The 14,253-nt window shown below is 61.8% G+C and carries 14 protein-coding genes; 11 read left to right on the top strand and 3 right to left on the bottom strand.

Translation table 11 applies throughout. From position 1 onward, the window contains the following. Window positions 1–141: 141 nt before the first annotated feature. Window positions 142–1,416, bottom strand: coding sequence for a glucarate dehydratase family protein (locus BM132_RS12035; RefSeq protein WP_092455527.1), 1,275 nt, complete (start codon window positions 1,414–1,416; stop codon window positions 142–144). A 107-nt stretch (window positions 1,417–1,523) separates the two neighbouring features. Here BM132_RS12035 and BM132_RS12030 point away from each other — a divergent pair, with 107 nt between their 5' ends. Next, on the top strand, window positions 1,524–2,420 hold the full coding sequence (locus BM132_RS12030) for a LysR family transcriptional regulator (RefSeq protein ID WP_092455525.1): 897 nt from the start codon (window positions 1,524–1,526) through the stop codon (window positions 2,418–2,420). A gap of 146 nt (window positions 2,421–2,566) precedes the next feature. Beyond that, window positions 2,567–3,001 (top strand): nuclear transport factor 2 family protein, encoded by a 435-nt coding sequence (locus BM132_RS12025; RefSeq protein ID WP_092455523.1) that lies wholly within the window; start codon window positions 2,567–2,569, stop codon window positions 2,999–3,001. 182 nt (window positions 3,002–3,183) lie between these two features. On the opposite strand, the gene BM132_RS12020 is transcribed toward BM132_RS12025, so the two are convergent. Beyond that, the gene (locus BM132_RS12020; protein WP_092455521.1) at window positions 3,184–4,107 is read right to left on the bottom strand and encodes a LysR family transcriptional regulator; all 924 of its coding nucleotides are present in this window, start codon (window positions 4,105–4,107) and stop codon (window positions 3,184–3,186) included. Between the two features lie 127 nt (window positions 4,108–4,234). Between BM132_RS12020 and BM132_RS12015 the strand changes: the two genes are divergently transcribed. Beyond that, window positions 4,235–4,441 (top strand): tautomerase family protein, encoded by a 207-nt coding sequence (locus BM132_RS12015; RefSeq protein ID WP_003202537.1) that lies wholly within the window; start codon window positions 4,235–4,237, stop codon window positions 4,439–4,441. Between the two features lie 288 nt (window positions 4,442–4,729). Further along, window positions 4,730–5,464: an SDR family NAD(P)-dependent oxidoreductase gene (locus BM132_RS12010; RefSeq protein WP_092455519.1), complete on the top strand. Its 735-nt coding sequence runs from the start codon at window positions 4,730–4,732 to the stop codon at window positions 5,462–5,464. A gap of 52 nt (window positions 5,465–5,516) precedes the next feature. Here BM132_RS12010 and BM132_RS12005 read toward each other — a convergent pair whose 3' ends face one another. Beyond that, window positions 5,517–7,667: a TonB-dependent siderophore receptor gene (locus tag BM132_RS12005; RefSeq protein ID WP_092455517.1), complete on the bottom strand. Its 2,151-nt coding sequence runs from the start codon at window positions 7,665–7,667 to the stop codon at window positions 5,517–5,519. Between the two features lie 231 nt (window positions 7,668–7,898). On the opposite strand from BM132_RS12005, the gene BM132_RS12000 reads away from it, so the two are divergent. The 7 genes from BM132_RS12000 (at window position 7,899) to BM132_RS11970 (ending at window position 14,246) form a co-directional block, all read left to right on the top strand. Continuing rightward, window positions 7,899–8,570 carry a GntR family transcriptional regulator gene (locus BM132_RS12000; protein WP_092398701.1) on the top strand — a complete coding sequence of 224 codons (672 nt, stop codon included), beginning with the start codon at window positions 7,899–7,901 and terminating at the stop codon, window positions 8,568–8,570. 111 nt (window positions 8,571–8,681) lie between these two features. Beyond that, window positions 8,682–9,614 (top strand): 4-hydroxyproline epimerase, encoded by a 933-nt coding sequence (locus tag BM132_RS11995; RefSeq protein WP_092455515.1) that lies wholly within the window; start codon window positions 8,682–8,684, stop codon window positions 9,612–9,614. Continuing rightward, window positions 9,611–10,726 carry an NAD(P)/FAD-dependent oxidoreductase gene (locus tag BM132_RS11990; RefSeq protein WP_092455513.1) on the top strand — a complete coding sequence of 372 codons (1,116 nt, stop codon included), beginning with the start codon at window positions 9,611–9,613 and terminating at the stop codon, window positions 10,724–10,726. Before BM132_RS11995 ends, BM132_RS11990 begins: the two co-directional genes overlap by 4 nt. Next, complete coding sequence (locus BM132_RS11985) at window positions 10,719–10,955, top strand: 2Fe-2S iron-sulfur cluster-binding protein (protein WP_092455510.1); 237 nt, start codon at window positions 10,719–10,721, stop codon at window positions 10,953–10,955. The genes BM132_RS11990 and BM132_RS11985 overlap by 8 nt, the downstream gene beginning before the upstream one ends. After that, window positions 10,952–12,208 carry an NAD(P)/FAD-dependent oxidoreductase gene (locus BM132_RS11980; protein ID WP_092455508.1) on the top strand — a complete coding sequence of 419 codons (1,257 nt, stop codon included), beginning with the start codon at window positions 10,952–10,954 and terminating at the stop codon, window positions 12,206–12,208. The genes BM132_RS11985 and BM132_RS11980 overlap by 4 nt, the downstream gene beginning before the upstream one ends. Window positions 12,209–12,444: 236 nt before the next feature. Continuing rightward, window positions 12,445–13,194, top strand: a complete 750-nt coding sequence (locus BM132_RS11975; protein ID WP_092398711.1) for an AraC family transcriptional regulator — start codon at window positions 12,445–12,447, stop codon at window positions 13,192–13,194. A 233-nt stretch (window positions 13,195–13,427) separates the two neighbouring features. Further along, window positions 13,428–14,246, top strand: coding sequence for an ABC transporter substrate-binding protein (locus BM132_RS11970; protein WP_092455506.1), 819 nt, complete (start codon window positions 13,428–13,430; stop codon window positions 14,244–14,246). Window positions 14,247–14,253: the final 7 nt, after the last annotated feature.

The raw sequence follows: 14,253 nt of genomic DNA, 5'->3' as shown, positions 1-14,253 counted from the left end.
GTGACGGAGGGGCAATACTTAGGGCCTAACCCTGAAACTAAGGTGGGAGCGAGCCTGCTCGCGATGGCGGTGTGTCAGCCACCATAGACGCTGCTGACCCAACGCCATCGCGAGCAGGCTCGCTCCCACAGGATCCTTGGCTCAGAACCTCGGCTTGACGGTTTTCCAGTCCGGCTTGTAGCGCTGCATCTGCCGCACATCGTCGCGCTGGCGGATGCCGCAACTGAGGAACTGCTCATGCAGCTTGCCCAGTTGATCGCGGTCCAGCTCCAGCCCAAGCCCCGGTGCGCGGGTGATTTTCACGCAGCCATCGACAATCGGCAGCTTGCCGCCCTTGATCACTTCTTCATCCGGCTCCTGCCATGGGTAGTGGGTATCACAGGCATAGTCCAGGTTCGGCACCGCAGCCGCCACGTGGGCCATGGCCATCAGGCTGATGCCCAGGTGGGAGTTCGAATGCATCGACACCCCCAGGCCAAAGGTGTCGCACATTTTCGCCAGCGCCTGGGTGTCTCGCAGCCCACCCCAGTAATGGTGGTCGGCCAAGACGATCTGCACGCTGTTCAGCGCCACGCTACGACGGAATTCGTCAAAATCGGTGACCACCATATTGGTCGCCAGCGGCAGGCCCGTGCGTTTGTGCAGTTCGGCCATTCCCTCAAGCCCCGGCGTCGGGTCTTCGTAATATTGCAGGTCGTCACCCAGCAGCTCGGCCATGCGAATGGAGGTTTCCAGCGACCAGTTGCCATTGGGGTCAATGCGCAACGGGTAACCGGGAAAGGCCTGTTTCAACGCCTTGATGCAGGCCACTTCGTGTTCCGGCTCCAGGGTGCCGGCTTTGAGCTTGATGCTCTTGAAGCCGTAGTCCTGAATCATGCGCCGGGCCTGGGCGACGATCTGCTGTTCGTTGAGCGCCTCGCCCCAACTGTCCGGCGGATAGGGCGAATCGACGTGTTCGGCATATTTGAAGAACAGATAGGCGCTGAACGGGATCTCATCCCGAATCGCCCCGCCCAGCAAATCCACCAGCGGAACGTTCAGGTAATGGGCTTGCAGGTCCAGGCAGGCCACCTCAAACGCCGAGAAAGCATTACTCACCGCCTTGCTCGCATGGGAACCCGGTGCCAGCTCCGCACCGGCAACACTGGCGGGCCGGTGAGCGGCGACGGTGGCCTGGACGATGGCCCGCAACTGGTTGAGGTTGAACGGGTCCAGCCCGATCAACTGGCTTTGCAATTGCTGCTGGATCGCCAGGGCCGGCGCATCGCCGTAGCTCTCTCCCAGGCCGATGTAACCGTTGTCGCTCTCGATCTCGATGATCGAACGCAGCGCGTAGGGCTCATGAATACCGCTGGCGTTGAGCAACGGCGGATCGCGAAAGGCGATGGGTGTGACGGTGACGCGGGTGATCTTCATGCAGCGGCTCCGATCATTGTTTTTGTAGAGGACGGGACGATGATGGACGGAGGGTATTGTTCCCGTCTAATCTAACTTGGCACTTGATTGATACCTGGATTGAATCAATGTTTGAACTGGCCCAGCTACGCTGCTTCACCACGGTGGCGACCGAACTCAACTTCCGTCGCGCCGCCGAACGTCTGAACATGACCCAGCCTCCGCTGAGCCGGCAGATCCAGTTGCTGGAACATAACCTGGGTGTCGAACTGTTCACCCGCAGCACTCGCAGCGTGGCGCTGACGGCCGCCGGGCGGGCGTTTTTCATCGAAGCACAGAACCTTCTGGAGCAGGCGCAACAAGCCGCCGTGGCCGCCAAGCGGTTTGCCCAGGGTGACATCGGCTCGGTCACCATCAGCTTCGTCGGCAGTGCGGTGTATGAGTTTCTGCCCAAGGTCATCGCCGAAGCCCGCTTGAAACAACCCCAGGTAAAAATCGTCCTGTCGGAGATGAACACCTACCAGCAGCACGAGGCCCTGCGTGCCCGCCGCATCGACTTGGGGATCGTCCGCTCACCCCTGCTGGAAACCGGCTACGCCACCGAGTGCCTGGTGCGCGAACCCTTCGTCCTGGCCGTGCCGGCGGGTCATCCGCTGGCCAGTGCCGATTCGGTGGGCGTCGAGGACCTCGACGGTGAACCCTTCCTGATGTACTCCCACTCCGCCTACCCACCCTTCAACGAACTGCTCACCGGCATGCTGCGCTCGGCCCGCGTCGCGCCGCAGTTCGTGCAATGGCTGGGGTCCTCGCTGACGATCCTGGCGCTGGTCAACGCTGGCATGGGTCTGGCGCTCGTGCCCCGCTGTGCCACCAGCGTGGTGTTCAGGCAGGTGGTGTTTCGTGAGATCGATCTGGGCGAAGGGGTACAGAGCGAGTTGCACCTGGTATGGCGCCAGGACAATGACAACCCGGCGTTTGCCATGTTGCTGGAGGGCATTCGCGGCGCGGTTCGGGAGGGTCTCTGAATCTGAAGCCTACCGATGTCGCCCCTCGCCACACTAACCAAACTTGACGGCCTATTCCCGCCCACTCAAACAAGTTGTACGATGACAGACGAGATCAGCCTAAAATGCTCATCCGCTCCGATACCTACAAAAATAAGGAAATACCCATGAAAAAAGCCACATTGGTCATCAGCTTTCTGTGCCTGTTCAGCGGCTACGTCGCGGCTGCCTCTTCACCGGCCGAGCAGGAAGTGGCCCAGGCCGTCGACCATCTGACCCAAGCCATGCTGCACAAAGACATCCCACAACTCCAGGCACTGGCCGCCGAAAACCTGACCTACGGGCACTCCAGCGGGAAGATTCAGGACAAGAAAGCCTTCATTGCCGACATCGAAACCGGCAAGAGCGCGTTCAAGACCTTGGAAATGAAGGATCAGCAAATCACCCTGTCAGGCGATGTGGCCCTGGTGCGCCACCACTTTTCCGCCCAGGCGCTCAAAGGTACTGAAGTGGTTCCGACGGAAATCGAGAACTTTCAGATCTGGCAGAAGCAGAAGAATGGCAAGTGGTTGCTGATTGGGCGGCAGGCGTTTCGGTTCTGATACCGGGCTAGGCCGGGCACCTCTGCGGCAAGCGCGTTATTTGAGCCTCAGGTGATCCATTGTGGCGAGGGAGCTTGCTCCCGCTCGGTTGTGAAGCGACTGCAAAAAAGGGGCCGCTACGCAGCCCAGCGGGAGCAAGCTCCATCGCCACAAGGATGTCTGCTCTGCCCTGACGCCTTGCTTCAGACTCCGGCCCATTGCTGGCGGTACTGCAGCAGGAAATCGACAAAGGCGCGCACCCGCTGCGGCACGTACCGACCGTGGGGATACAGCAAGGTGAACGGACGTGAGCGCCCCGCGAAAGGCGCAAGTACCTCCACCAATTGCCCATTGGCCAGCTCCTGCTCCACGATGAATTTGTAGGTCTGGAACAAGCCGGCGCCATGCTTGGCCAGCGTCACGCCGCCGAGCACATCGTCCGAACAGCAATAACCCCCTTCGCCGAACACCTCCTTCTCCTTGCCTTCGACATTGAACAACCAGGAAATCCGCCGCCCGCTGCTGGGCAATTCGAACTGGATGCACTCGTGATCGTCCAGGTCTTCAAGGACCTGCGGCGTGCCGGCCTTGCGCAAGTAATCTGGGGACGCGACCACCACCAGTTTCGCGTCTTCCAGCAGCCGGGCGATCAGGGAGGAATCCGGTTGGGCCCGCACCCGAATCGCCAGGTCATAACCCTCGGCCACAAAGTCAATGTTGCGGTTGCTCAGGTGGAGGTCCACGGTCACTTGTGGGTACAACGCCCGAAATGCCGGCAGCAGCGGCAGGATCCGGTGATGAGCGTAAGTGGTGGGAAGGCTGATGCGCAGTTGCCCGGACGGCACCGCTTGCGCGCCCATCATCTGCTGTTGCGCCTCCACCAGTTGCGTCAGCGCCTGGCGGCATTGCTCGAAGTAGGTCCTGCCGGCTTCGGTCAGGCGGATGCTGCGGGTGGTACGCACGAAAAGTCGTGAACCCAGGCGCTCTTCCAGGCGAAAGATCGAGCGGCTCACTGCCGCCGGAGTAACACCCGCCAACTGCGCCGCGGCGGTGAAACTGCCCGCCTCTGCCGCCAGGCAAAACAGTTCTATGCTGCCCAGCTGCAGGTCTTCGAAATGCCGCTTCATGATTCGTTACACCGCGTATCAACTGAAGATTCCAGACACCTGTTTATCAGCCGCCGGCGTATAAATATAGTGGCCCTCGTGGCGCGGGAACCCTCCTGCGCTTATTTCTCATCAGCAGGAGTGCCTCATGCCTTTCGTCAATGTGCGTATTACCCGCGACGGCGTCACTCGCGAGCAGAAAGCCCAGGTCATTTCCGAGATCACCGAAACCCTTCAGCGGGTGTTGGGCAAGGACCCGCACTTGACCCACATCGTGATAGAGGAGGTCGATACCGATAACTGGGGATACGCGGGGATGACGACAACGCAATACCGAAGCCTTCCCAAAGAGTGACGTTCTGCCCTTCCAAGCCCGGTCTGATTGACCGGGCTTTTTTGTGCCTGCCAAGGAATATCCCTGTGGGAGCGAGCCTGCTCGCGATGGCGATGGACCGGTCACATTGATGTTGGCTGGGATACCGTCATCGCGAGCAGGCTCGCTCCCACATTGTATTGATTACATGACGTATCAACTCAAGTACCAGCCCCCATATTTATCAATCTCAAGCGCATCAATACCCTGATCCCAACCACCGCCAACATCGGCGCAACGGTTTCAATTCAATTGATCAGGAGTCCCATCATGAACCTCAACAAAACCGTCATCATCACCGGCGCTTCCAGCGGCATCGGCCTGGGTCTGGTCCAGGCGTTCCTGGATCGGGGCTATAACGTGGTGGGCAATGCCCGCTCCCAGTCCGGCCTGGACAGCGCCGCGCAACAGCTCGGCCATCCGGCGAATTTCCTTGGCGTGGCCGGTGACATTGCTGACCCGGCCACTTCAACCACACTTATAGCCAAGGCCATCGAGGTCTTCGGCGCCGTCGACGGACTGGTAAACAACGCAGGTTTCTTCCTGCCAAAACCCTTCATCGAATACAGCCCCCAGGACCTGGAAGCGCTGCTGGACACCAACCTCAAGGGGCTGGTCTACGCCAGCCAGGCGGCTGCCGCGCACATGATCGGGCGCCAGCAAGGCTTCATCATCAACATTTCGGCCGCCGTGGCCCTGCAACCGAACATCCAGGTGCCAGCGGCGCTGCCGGTATTGATCAAGGGCGGGGTCAACCAGATGACCCGCGCCCTGGCGCTGGAACTATCGCCTCACAACATCAAGGTCAACGCGGTTGCACCGGGCATCATTGACACGCCCATGCATGACCCGGCGCACCGCGAGTTTCTCAACCACCTGGCTCCGGCTGGTCGTGTGGGCACCATCAAGGAAATCGCCGAAGCGGTGCTGTACCTGGCAGGCGCTGATTTCACGACCGGCGCGATTTTGCCGGTGGACGGTGGGATGAGCACCGGCAAATGGTGAAAAAGAAAAACCCCGCAGGCAGGACCTGCGGGGTTTTCATGAAGCACAGAACTTAGAGCGTGTAGGAGATGCCGGCCTGCACGGTTCGCGGTGCGCCTGGGTAGGCATAGACGTTGCCGAAAGCGCCTTCTTCGTAGTCGGCGTCGAACAGGTTCTTCAGGTCCAGGTTGAGGCGGATCCGCTCGTTGACCTTGTAGTAACCGAGCAAGTCCACCACGGTGTAGCTGTCCATGGAGAATGCATTGGCCGCCGTCTGGCCGGCCCGTTCATCCACATACTTGGCGCCGAGTCCCAGGCCCAGCCCTTTGAGGCCGCCATCCTGGAACTCATAGACGTTCAACAGGCTGAAGGTGTTTTTGGGCACGTTGAGCAAGCGGGTGCCGGACGGGATATTAATGTCCTTGGTCACTTCGGCATCCACATACGCGTAACCACCAATCACGCGCCACTCCGGCGTCAAATTGCCTGCCACATTCAGGTCAAAACCACGGCTGCGCACTTCGCCAGCGGCCACGCTGAAGGCGGAATCCACTGGATCAGTGGTGAGCACATTACGCTTTTCGATCTGGTACACCGCCGCATCGACACTCAACTGACGGTCCAAGGCTTCCCACTTGACCCCCATCTCATAAGACTTGCCCTCTTCCGGCTTGAACCCGCCGCCTCCGCGACTGGCACCGTTGTTGGGTTTGAACGAGCGGGCGGTGTTGGCGTAGACAGCCACCGTGTCGGTCAGGTCGTAGATCACTCCCAGGCGTGGGGTGACGGCGTTGTGGCTGATGTCCCAGTTTCTGCTGCCCGGCTGCTGGGGTGGGGGTACAGGGACGAAGGTCTCGTATTCATGCTCAAAGCGCTCGAAACGCGCCCCCGCCAGCACCTTCAAACGTTCGGTAAGCGCCACTTGGTCCTGAATGAACACGCCGAAAGTTTTGAGGTTTTCCTGATCATCGGTGGGGGTGCGCGTCAACGCCGGGCGTGGCTGGCCATACACCGGATCGAAGATATCGATCGGGTAGGCACCGACGGCGCCGGAGGATCGCTTGATGATCGACTGGTAGTCGTAGTCTTCGTACTCGATGCCGGTCAACAGCGTGTGCTCGAACCCGCCCGTGGAAAAATGCCCGGTGAGGTTGAGTTGGGTGTCCCGGTCAGTCCACTCCAGTTTGCGATAGTTGAAGTTGCGCCCCAGAGTGCGCCCATCGGCAGCGATACCGTTACCTTCCACCGCGTTGCCCTGCAACGTGCCGTCCAGCCACTGGGTCCCACCGGCCAGGGTCCAGTCGTCGTTGAGCATGTGCTCGAAGCGCACCTGGAGCATGTTGTTGTCGTTGTGCAACTTGCCGGCGTCTTTTTCGCCGAAGAACGTATCGCGCGAGGCGGTGCCGCGCTGGCCGGCGTAGTGGGTCAGGCCACGGTCCAGCGGCGCATTGTTGCGCATGAAGTCGCCTTCGAAGGTCAGGCGCGTGGTGTCGTTGACCTGCCAGGTCACCACCGGCGCAATGCCGTAGCGTTCGGTCTCGACGTGGTCGCGGAACGTATCGCCGCCCTCGCCGATCACGTTCAGACGATAAGCCAGGCGCCCTTCTTCGTCCAGCGGGCCTGAGGCATCCAGGGTGCCGCGCCGCATGCCCTGGTCGCTGACCTGGCTGCCCAGGGTTACGGTGCGTTCGGCCAATGGTTGTTTGGACACCACGTTGAAGGTGCCGCCTGGATCGCCGCGACCGTACAGCATCGTCGCCGGGCCGCGCAGCACTTCCAGGCGCTCGATAGTGTTGGCATCAGGCATGTTCGGGTAACCGCGGTTGATCGGGAAACCGTTGCGGTAGAACTCGCCCGTGGTAAAGCCACGGACCGTGAACGTGGTCAGGCCCTGGCCGCCGAAGTTGTTCGCCCTGCCAACCCCGCCGGCGTAATCGAGTGCGTCTTGCAGCCGGGTGGCGCTGAGGTCTTCCACCACGTCGCGCGAAACCACGGAAATGGACTGTGGGGTTTCATGGATCGCGGTGTCGGTACGTGTCGCGCTGGCCGAACGGGTCGCGTGATATCCCTTGACGGGCCCCTGCGCGGACTCGATATCCGAAAGACCCACGATGTCCGTGGCTTGCAGTTCCAATGGCGCGGAGGTTGCGGCCATGGGCTCGTCTGCCCACGTGGATACGGAATAAGCCTGGAGCACACACAGTGAAACGAGAATCCGACGCATCGATGCACAATCCTAATGAAAGTACGTCAGCCCCCCTGAGGCCGACCAAAATGTGTCGTGAAAGATACAGCAACTCATTCTTGTTTGATATAAATTCCTATTCATGCCCTCTATAAAATACCCTTGCAGAACAACGTGCCAACGGCACCGCAGGTCATGCCGGGGACAGCTCGACACGGCAGCGGGCAAAGTCGTATACCATATCCCCAACCAAGCCAAACGATCGCCGCCGTGACCTTATCCAAGTTCAATCTGCCTGACCTGGGCAACACCCCTTCCACCTCGGAAATCATCACCCGTCATCTGCGCGAAGCCATCGTGGCCGGGCATTTTGCCGAGGACGAGCCGATTCGCCAGGACGACATCGCGCGGCAGTTCAACGTCAGCAAGATTCCCGTGCGCGAAGCCCTCAAGCGCCTGGAAGCCGAGGGGCTGGTGATGTTCCAGCGCAATCGCGGGGCGATGGTCACACGCATTTCCGAGGCGGAGCTGGCGCAGATGTTCGAGGTGCGGATGCTGCTGGAAGACAAAGTGCTGCGCCTGGCAATTCCCCACATGACCGAAGAAACGTTTGCTCGCGCCGAAGGCATCTGCCAGGAGTTCATTGGTGAGGACGACGTGGGCCGTTGGGCCGAGCTCAACTGGCAGTTACATGCCTGCCTCTACGAGCCGGCGCAACGGCCCTTTCTGGTGGGTTTGATTCGTTCGGTCCACGACAAGCTGGAACGCTATTTGCGCATGCAAATGAGCCTGTCCGCCGGCAAGGACCGCGCCGATCACGAGCACCGGGAAATCATCAAAGCCTGCCGCGCGGGTGATGTTGAGCGGGCAGTGAAGTTACTCGATGAACATATCGCCGGCGTGTGCCGGACGCTGTTCGAGTTTTTGCCTGCCAGTCACTGATGGATCCGGACTGTGCCGATTTCGTCATGAGCACAGGCTAAATCCATCAAGCCGCCAGCCGCCTGCACGGGCCACGCTTGCGTTCACTCACCTGAACGGATGTGGCCTCCCATGAAACGCATCACCGTGATCGACTCCCATACCGGCGGCGAACCGACCCGTCTGGTCACCGACGGTTTTCCGGATCTGGGCCAAGGCAGTATGGCCGAGCGCCGCCAGCGTCTGGCGACACAACACGACGCCTGGCGCACCGCCTGCGTGCTGGAACCGCGCGGCAGCGATGTGCTGGTGGGGGCGCTGCTCTGTGAGCCGCAGGATCCGAGCGCCTGTGCCGGGGTGATCTTCTTCAACAACAGCGGCTACCTGGGCATGTGTGGCCACGGCACCATCGGCCTGGTGACGTCGCTGGCACACCTGGGCAAGATCGGCCCTGGCGTGCACACCGTTGAAACCCCGGTGGGCACGGTGCAAGCGACCTTGCATGAGGACCGTTCGGTCAGCGTACGCAATGTACCGGCCTACCGTTACCGCAAGGCGCTGAGCCTGGAGGTGCCCGGTATCGGCCCGGTGGTGGGCGATGTGGCCTGGGGCGGCAACTGGTTTTTCCTGATCGCTGACCATGGCCAGCGCGTGGCGGGCGACAACCTCGACGCGTTGACCGCCTACACCTACGCCGTGCAGCAGGCCTTGGAACAGCAAGGTCTGCGGGGTGAGGACGGTGGCCTGATCGATCACATCGAACTGTTTGCCGATGACCCGCAAGCCGACAGCCGCAACTTCGTGCTCTGCCCTGGCAAGGCGTATGACCGCTCCCCATGCGGCACCGGCACCAGCGCCAAACTGGCGTGCCTGGCTGCGGACGGCAAACTGCAACCCGGGCAGATCTGGCGCCAGGCCAGTGTCATTGGCAGCGAATTCGAAGGCTCCTATGAGTTCAGCGGCGAGCGCATCGTGCCGACCATTCGCGGCCGCGCCTATATCAGCGCCGAAACCACGCTGGTCATTGAGCCGGATGATCCTTTCGCCTGGGGCATCGTCCCGTGAACCCCGGCCACGTCGCCGATGTGATCATCATCGGTGCCGGCATCATCGGCGCCGCCTGCGCCCGAATGTTGGCCCGGCGAGGCTTGAAGGTCCTGGTACTCGATGCCGGTTGGCACGGCGCCACGGCCGCCGGCATGGGCCACTTGCTAGTGCTGGACGACAACCCGGCGGAACTGGCCCTCAGTCAATATTCCCTGCAGCGCTGGCGCCAGTTGGCACCGGCCCTGCCCGACGCCTGCGCGTGGCGCAACAACGGCACCCTGTGGCTGGCGGCCAATGCCGAGGAAATGGCTGTTGCCCATAGCAAGTACCTGAATTTGCTGGCCCATGACGAAGACTGCGAGCTGATCGGTCGTACTGCCCTGCAGCAGCGTGAGCCGCAACTGCGCGAAGGTCTGGAGGGCGGCCTGCTGATCAAGGGCGACGGGATCCTGTATGCGCCGGCCGCCGCGCGCTGGATGCTGGACGAGGTCAATATTGATCAGCAACGCGCCCAGGTCGTTGAAGTGGACGGCCATCGGGTGCGTCTTGAGGATGGTCGCTGGCTGAACGCCGAAGCGGTGATTCTCGCCAATGGCATCCAGGCCACCGAGCTGTGCCCGGAGTTGCCGATCGAAGCCAAGAAGGGCCATTTGTTGATCACCGATCGTTACCCCGCCACCGTCTCCCACACCCTGGTGGAGCTGGGGTATGTCACCAGTGCTCACAACGCCAGCGGTCCATCGGTGGCATGCAATATCCAACCGCGTCCGACCGGGCAGCTGTTCATCGGTGCCTCGCGACAGTTCGGCACCGTCGACCCGCAGGTGGAGGGCTGGATGCTGGCAAAGATGCTCAAGCGTGCTGTCGACTACATGCCAGGCCTGGCACACCTCAACGGCATCCGCGCCTGGACCGGTTTTCGCGCCGCCAGCCCCGACGGCCTGCCGCTGGTGGGGCAACATCCGCAGCGCCCTGGCCTGTGGCTGGCGGTGGGTCACGAAGGCCTCGGTGCCACAACGGCACCCGCAACGGCTGACTTGCTGGTCGCGCAACTGTTCAATGAAACCTCGCCGCTAGCCCCTCAAGCTTACCTGCCACAGCGTTTCCTCGGAGAACCGGCCCATGCCTGAATTAGTCATCGACGGCCGCCCCTTGTCGGTCGCCAACGGCACCAGCGTTGCGGCGGCGTTGGCCTTGGGCGCGGACGGTTGCAGCCGCACTTCGGTCAGCGGCCAGCGCCGCGCGCCTCTGTGCGGCATGGGCATCTGCCAGGAATGCCGGGTGATAATCGATGGCCATCGACGCCTGGCCTGCCAGACGCTGTGCCGCGATGGCATGCGGGTGCAAACACAACCATGAACGAAACCACCGACCTGTTGATCATTGGCGCCGGCCCCGCCGGCATGGCCGCCGCCCTGGCTGCGGCAAGCAGCGGCACGCGCATTGTGCTGCTGGACGATAATCCATGGCCGGGCGGGCAGATCTGGCGCGACGGCCCCCAGGCTCACCTCCCTGCCGAGGCCCGACGTCTGCGCAACTCATTACAGGCCTGCGCCAATGTGCGCTGCCACGCCGGCACCCGGGTCATAGCCTGTGCCGCCGATAAAACCCTGCTGGTGGAAGATGCCGAACGCGGCTGGCAGATCACCTACCAGCGCTTGATCCTGTGCACCGGCGCGCGCGAACTGCTGCTGCCCTTCCCCGGCTGGACGTTGCCGGGGGTGACCGCTGTCGGTGGTTTACAAGCATTGATCAAGAGTGGTCTGCCAGTGCGCGGCGAACGGCTGGTGATCGCCGGCAGCGGCCCGTTGCTGCTGGCCAGCGCCGCCACCGCCAAACATCAAGGGGCGCAGGTACTGCGGATCGCCGAGCAGGCCAGTCGCGGCGCCGTCGCTGGTTTCGCCGCGCAACTGCCACGCTGGCCGGGCAAATTTTTGCAGTCATTGAGCCTTTTCGATCCGAACTACTGCACCGGCACTCATGTGCTGGAGGCCCTGGGTCGCGAGCGGCTTGAGGGCGTGCGCTTGCTACACCGGGGCGAGACACTTGAACTGGCCTGTGACCGTCTTGCCTGTGGTTTCGGGCTCATTCCCAATACCCAGCTCGGCCAGGCCCTGGGCTGCGGCCTTGAAGGCCAGGCGCTGGCTGTTGACGCCTGGCAAGCGACCACCCGCCGCGATCATTACGCCGCCGGCGAATGCACCGGGTTCGGTGGCAGCGAACTGGCGCTGGTGGAAGGCGCCATCGCCGGCCACAGCGCCGTCGGCAATAGCGTCGCCGCCCAACGCTTGTGGCCTCGCCGGGCACGCTGGCAAGGTTTCGCCCGGGCTTTGAACAAGGCCTTCGCCTTGGACCAGCGACTCAAGACCCTCGCTCGGGACGACACGCTGGTGTGCCGCTGCGAAGACGTGCCGTATGGCGAGCTGGTCGGCCACCAAGACTGGCGCGCAGCGAAACTGGCGAGCCGGTGCGGCATGGGCGCCTGTCAGGGGCGGGTTTGCGGTGCTGCGCTGGAACATCTGTTCGGCTGGCCCTCACCCACGCCGCGCCCGCCCTTCAGCCCGGCGCGGATCGAGACTTTGTTGCACCTGGAACAAACCCCGCCCGCTTGAGCCCGGCATAAGATCCCCCTGTGGGAGCGAGCCTGCTCGCGATAGCGCCGGCTCAGCAGCATTGATGTTGACTGACACTCCGCTATCGCGAGCAGGCTCGCTCCCACAGTTGCTTCGGGTCGTTCATAAACAACTGGGCGAACCACCGTGCGATTCCAAGGTGACAAGCCCATTATTTTCGATCGACACTGCGCTACCGCAAGCAAACTCGTTCCACCAGGAGGCGATGCTGGACCATGTACCCCACGCTCACGTCCTTCGCCCCCTGCGATTTGCCTACCCTGCTCAACAGCCTGCAACCCATCGCGCCGTTGCTCGACACCCTGTCGGACGTGGTGTTTTTCATCAAGGACAGCCAAGCCCGCTACGCCTTCGTCAACCAGACCCTGGCCCGGCGTTGCGGCTTCAAACAAAGCAGCGACCTGCTGGGCCTCACCGCCGAACAGGTTTTCCCCGAGCGTTTCGGCCCGTTGTACACCGAGCAGGACCGACGGGTGCTGGCCAGCGGCCGGGAACTGGCCGACCAGCTCGAACTGCACCTGTACTACGGCAACCAGCCGGTGTGGTGCCTGACTCATAAACTCGCCCTGCACCAGCCCAACGGCCAGATCGTCGGCCTGGCCGGGATTTCCCGGGACCTGCAACTGCCCCAGTCGAGTCACCCCGCGTTCCACAAACTGGCGGCGGTGGATGCTCATATCAAGCAGCACTTCGCCCACCCCATCAGCCTTGCCGACCTGACCGCCATCGCCGGGTTGTCGGTGGCGCAGTTGGAGCGCCACTGCAAACGCATCTTCCAGCTCACGCCCCGGCAGATGATTCACAAGGCACGGTTGGAAGAAGCCTCGCGGTTGTTACTGGACCACGACCTGCCCATCACCGAAATCGCCTTGCGCTGCGGGTACACCGATCACAGCGCGTTCAGCCGGCAGTTCCGTGCCTTGACCAGCCTTTCGCCCAGCCAGTATCGCGAAAATCAGCGCTGACCGGTGTTCCCTGGCGGGGCATGGAGCTGTCCGATTTGCTCCCATCTGTAACATCGCGTTGAAGCGATGCACGGCCCTGTTGCAGCCGCAAATCTTTTAACGCATGCACATCAACACCTTACCGAGACCTGCTGTCTCGACCTCAAATCGGCACGTTGTTTGCTTTATTTAATATCGTATACGAAATCCTCAATACGATATTTCACCCGCATTTATTCGACAGCGAGGCATTTATGAAAAACCCTGCATTGGCTGTAGCCCTGAGCGTTGCCCTCACGCCCCTTTTCATCGCCCCCGCTCACGCCGACAAACTCGACGACATCATCGGCTCCGGCACACTGCGCTGCGCCGTGACCCTGGACTTCCCGCCCATGGGTTTTCGTGACGCTGGCAATAAACCTGCTGGTTTTGACGTGGACTATTGCCACGACCTGGCGAAAGTCCTCGGCGTGGAACCCGAAGTGGTGGAAACACCGTTCCCGGACCGGATCCCGGCGCTTGTTTCCGGCCGTGCGGACGTGATCGTCGCCTCAACCTCCGACACTCTGGAGCGGGCCAAGACCGTGGGCCTGACCGTGCCCTACTTCGCGTTTCAGATGGTGGTGCTGACCCGCGACGATACCGGCATCAACAGCTACGACGACCTCAAAGGCAAACCTCTGGGTAACACCAGCGGCACCTACGAAGCCATCGCCCTGGAAAAAGACCAGAAGAGTTGGGGCAGCGGCAGTTTCCGCGCCTACCAGTCGCAGAACGACACGCTGCTGGCCGTCGCCCAAGGACACATCGATGCGACCGTGGTGACCAACACCGTGGCGGCCGCGACCCTCAAGTCGGGCAAGTACAAGAACCTGAAAATCGCCGGCAACGCGCCCTATGTCATCGACTACGTGTCCCTGGGCGCCAAGCGCAACGAGTACGGCCTGATCAACTACCTCAACCTCTTCGTCAATCAGCAGGTGCGCACTGGCCGTTACAAGGAGCTGTTCGTCAAATGGGTGGGCACCGACATCCCGCCGGCCGACCTGGTGGTGCCGCAGGTTTACTACTGAGGATTGG

Origin of the sequence: Pseudomonas sp. NFACC45, from assembly GCF_900113505.1 — a bacterium.
Lineage (GTDB): Bacteria > Pseudomonadota > Gammaproteobacteria > Pseudomonadales > Pseudomonadaceae > Aquipseudomonas > Aquipseudomonas tehranensis.
Note: the sequence above shows the minus strand (reverse complement) of the source record. Positions and strands in the feature narration are given on the sequence as shown.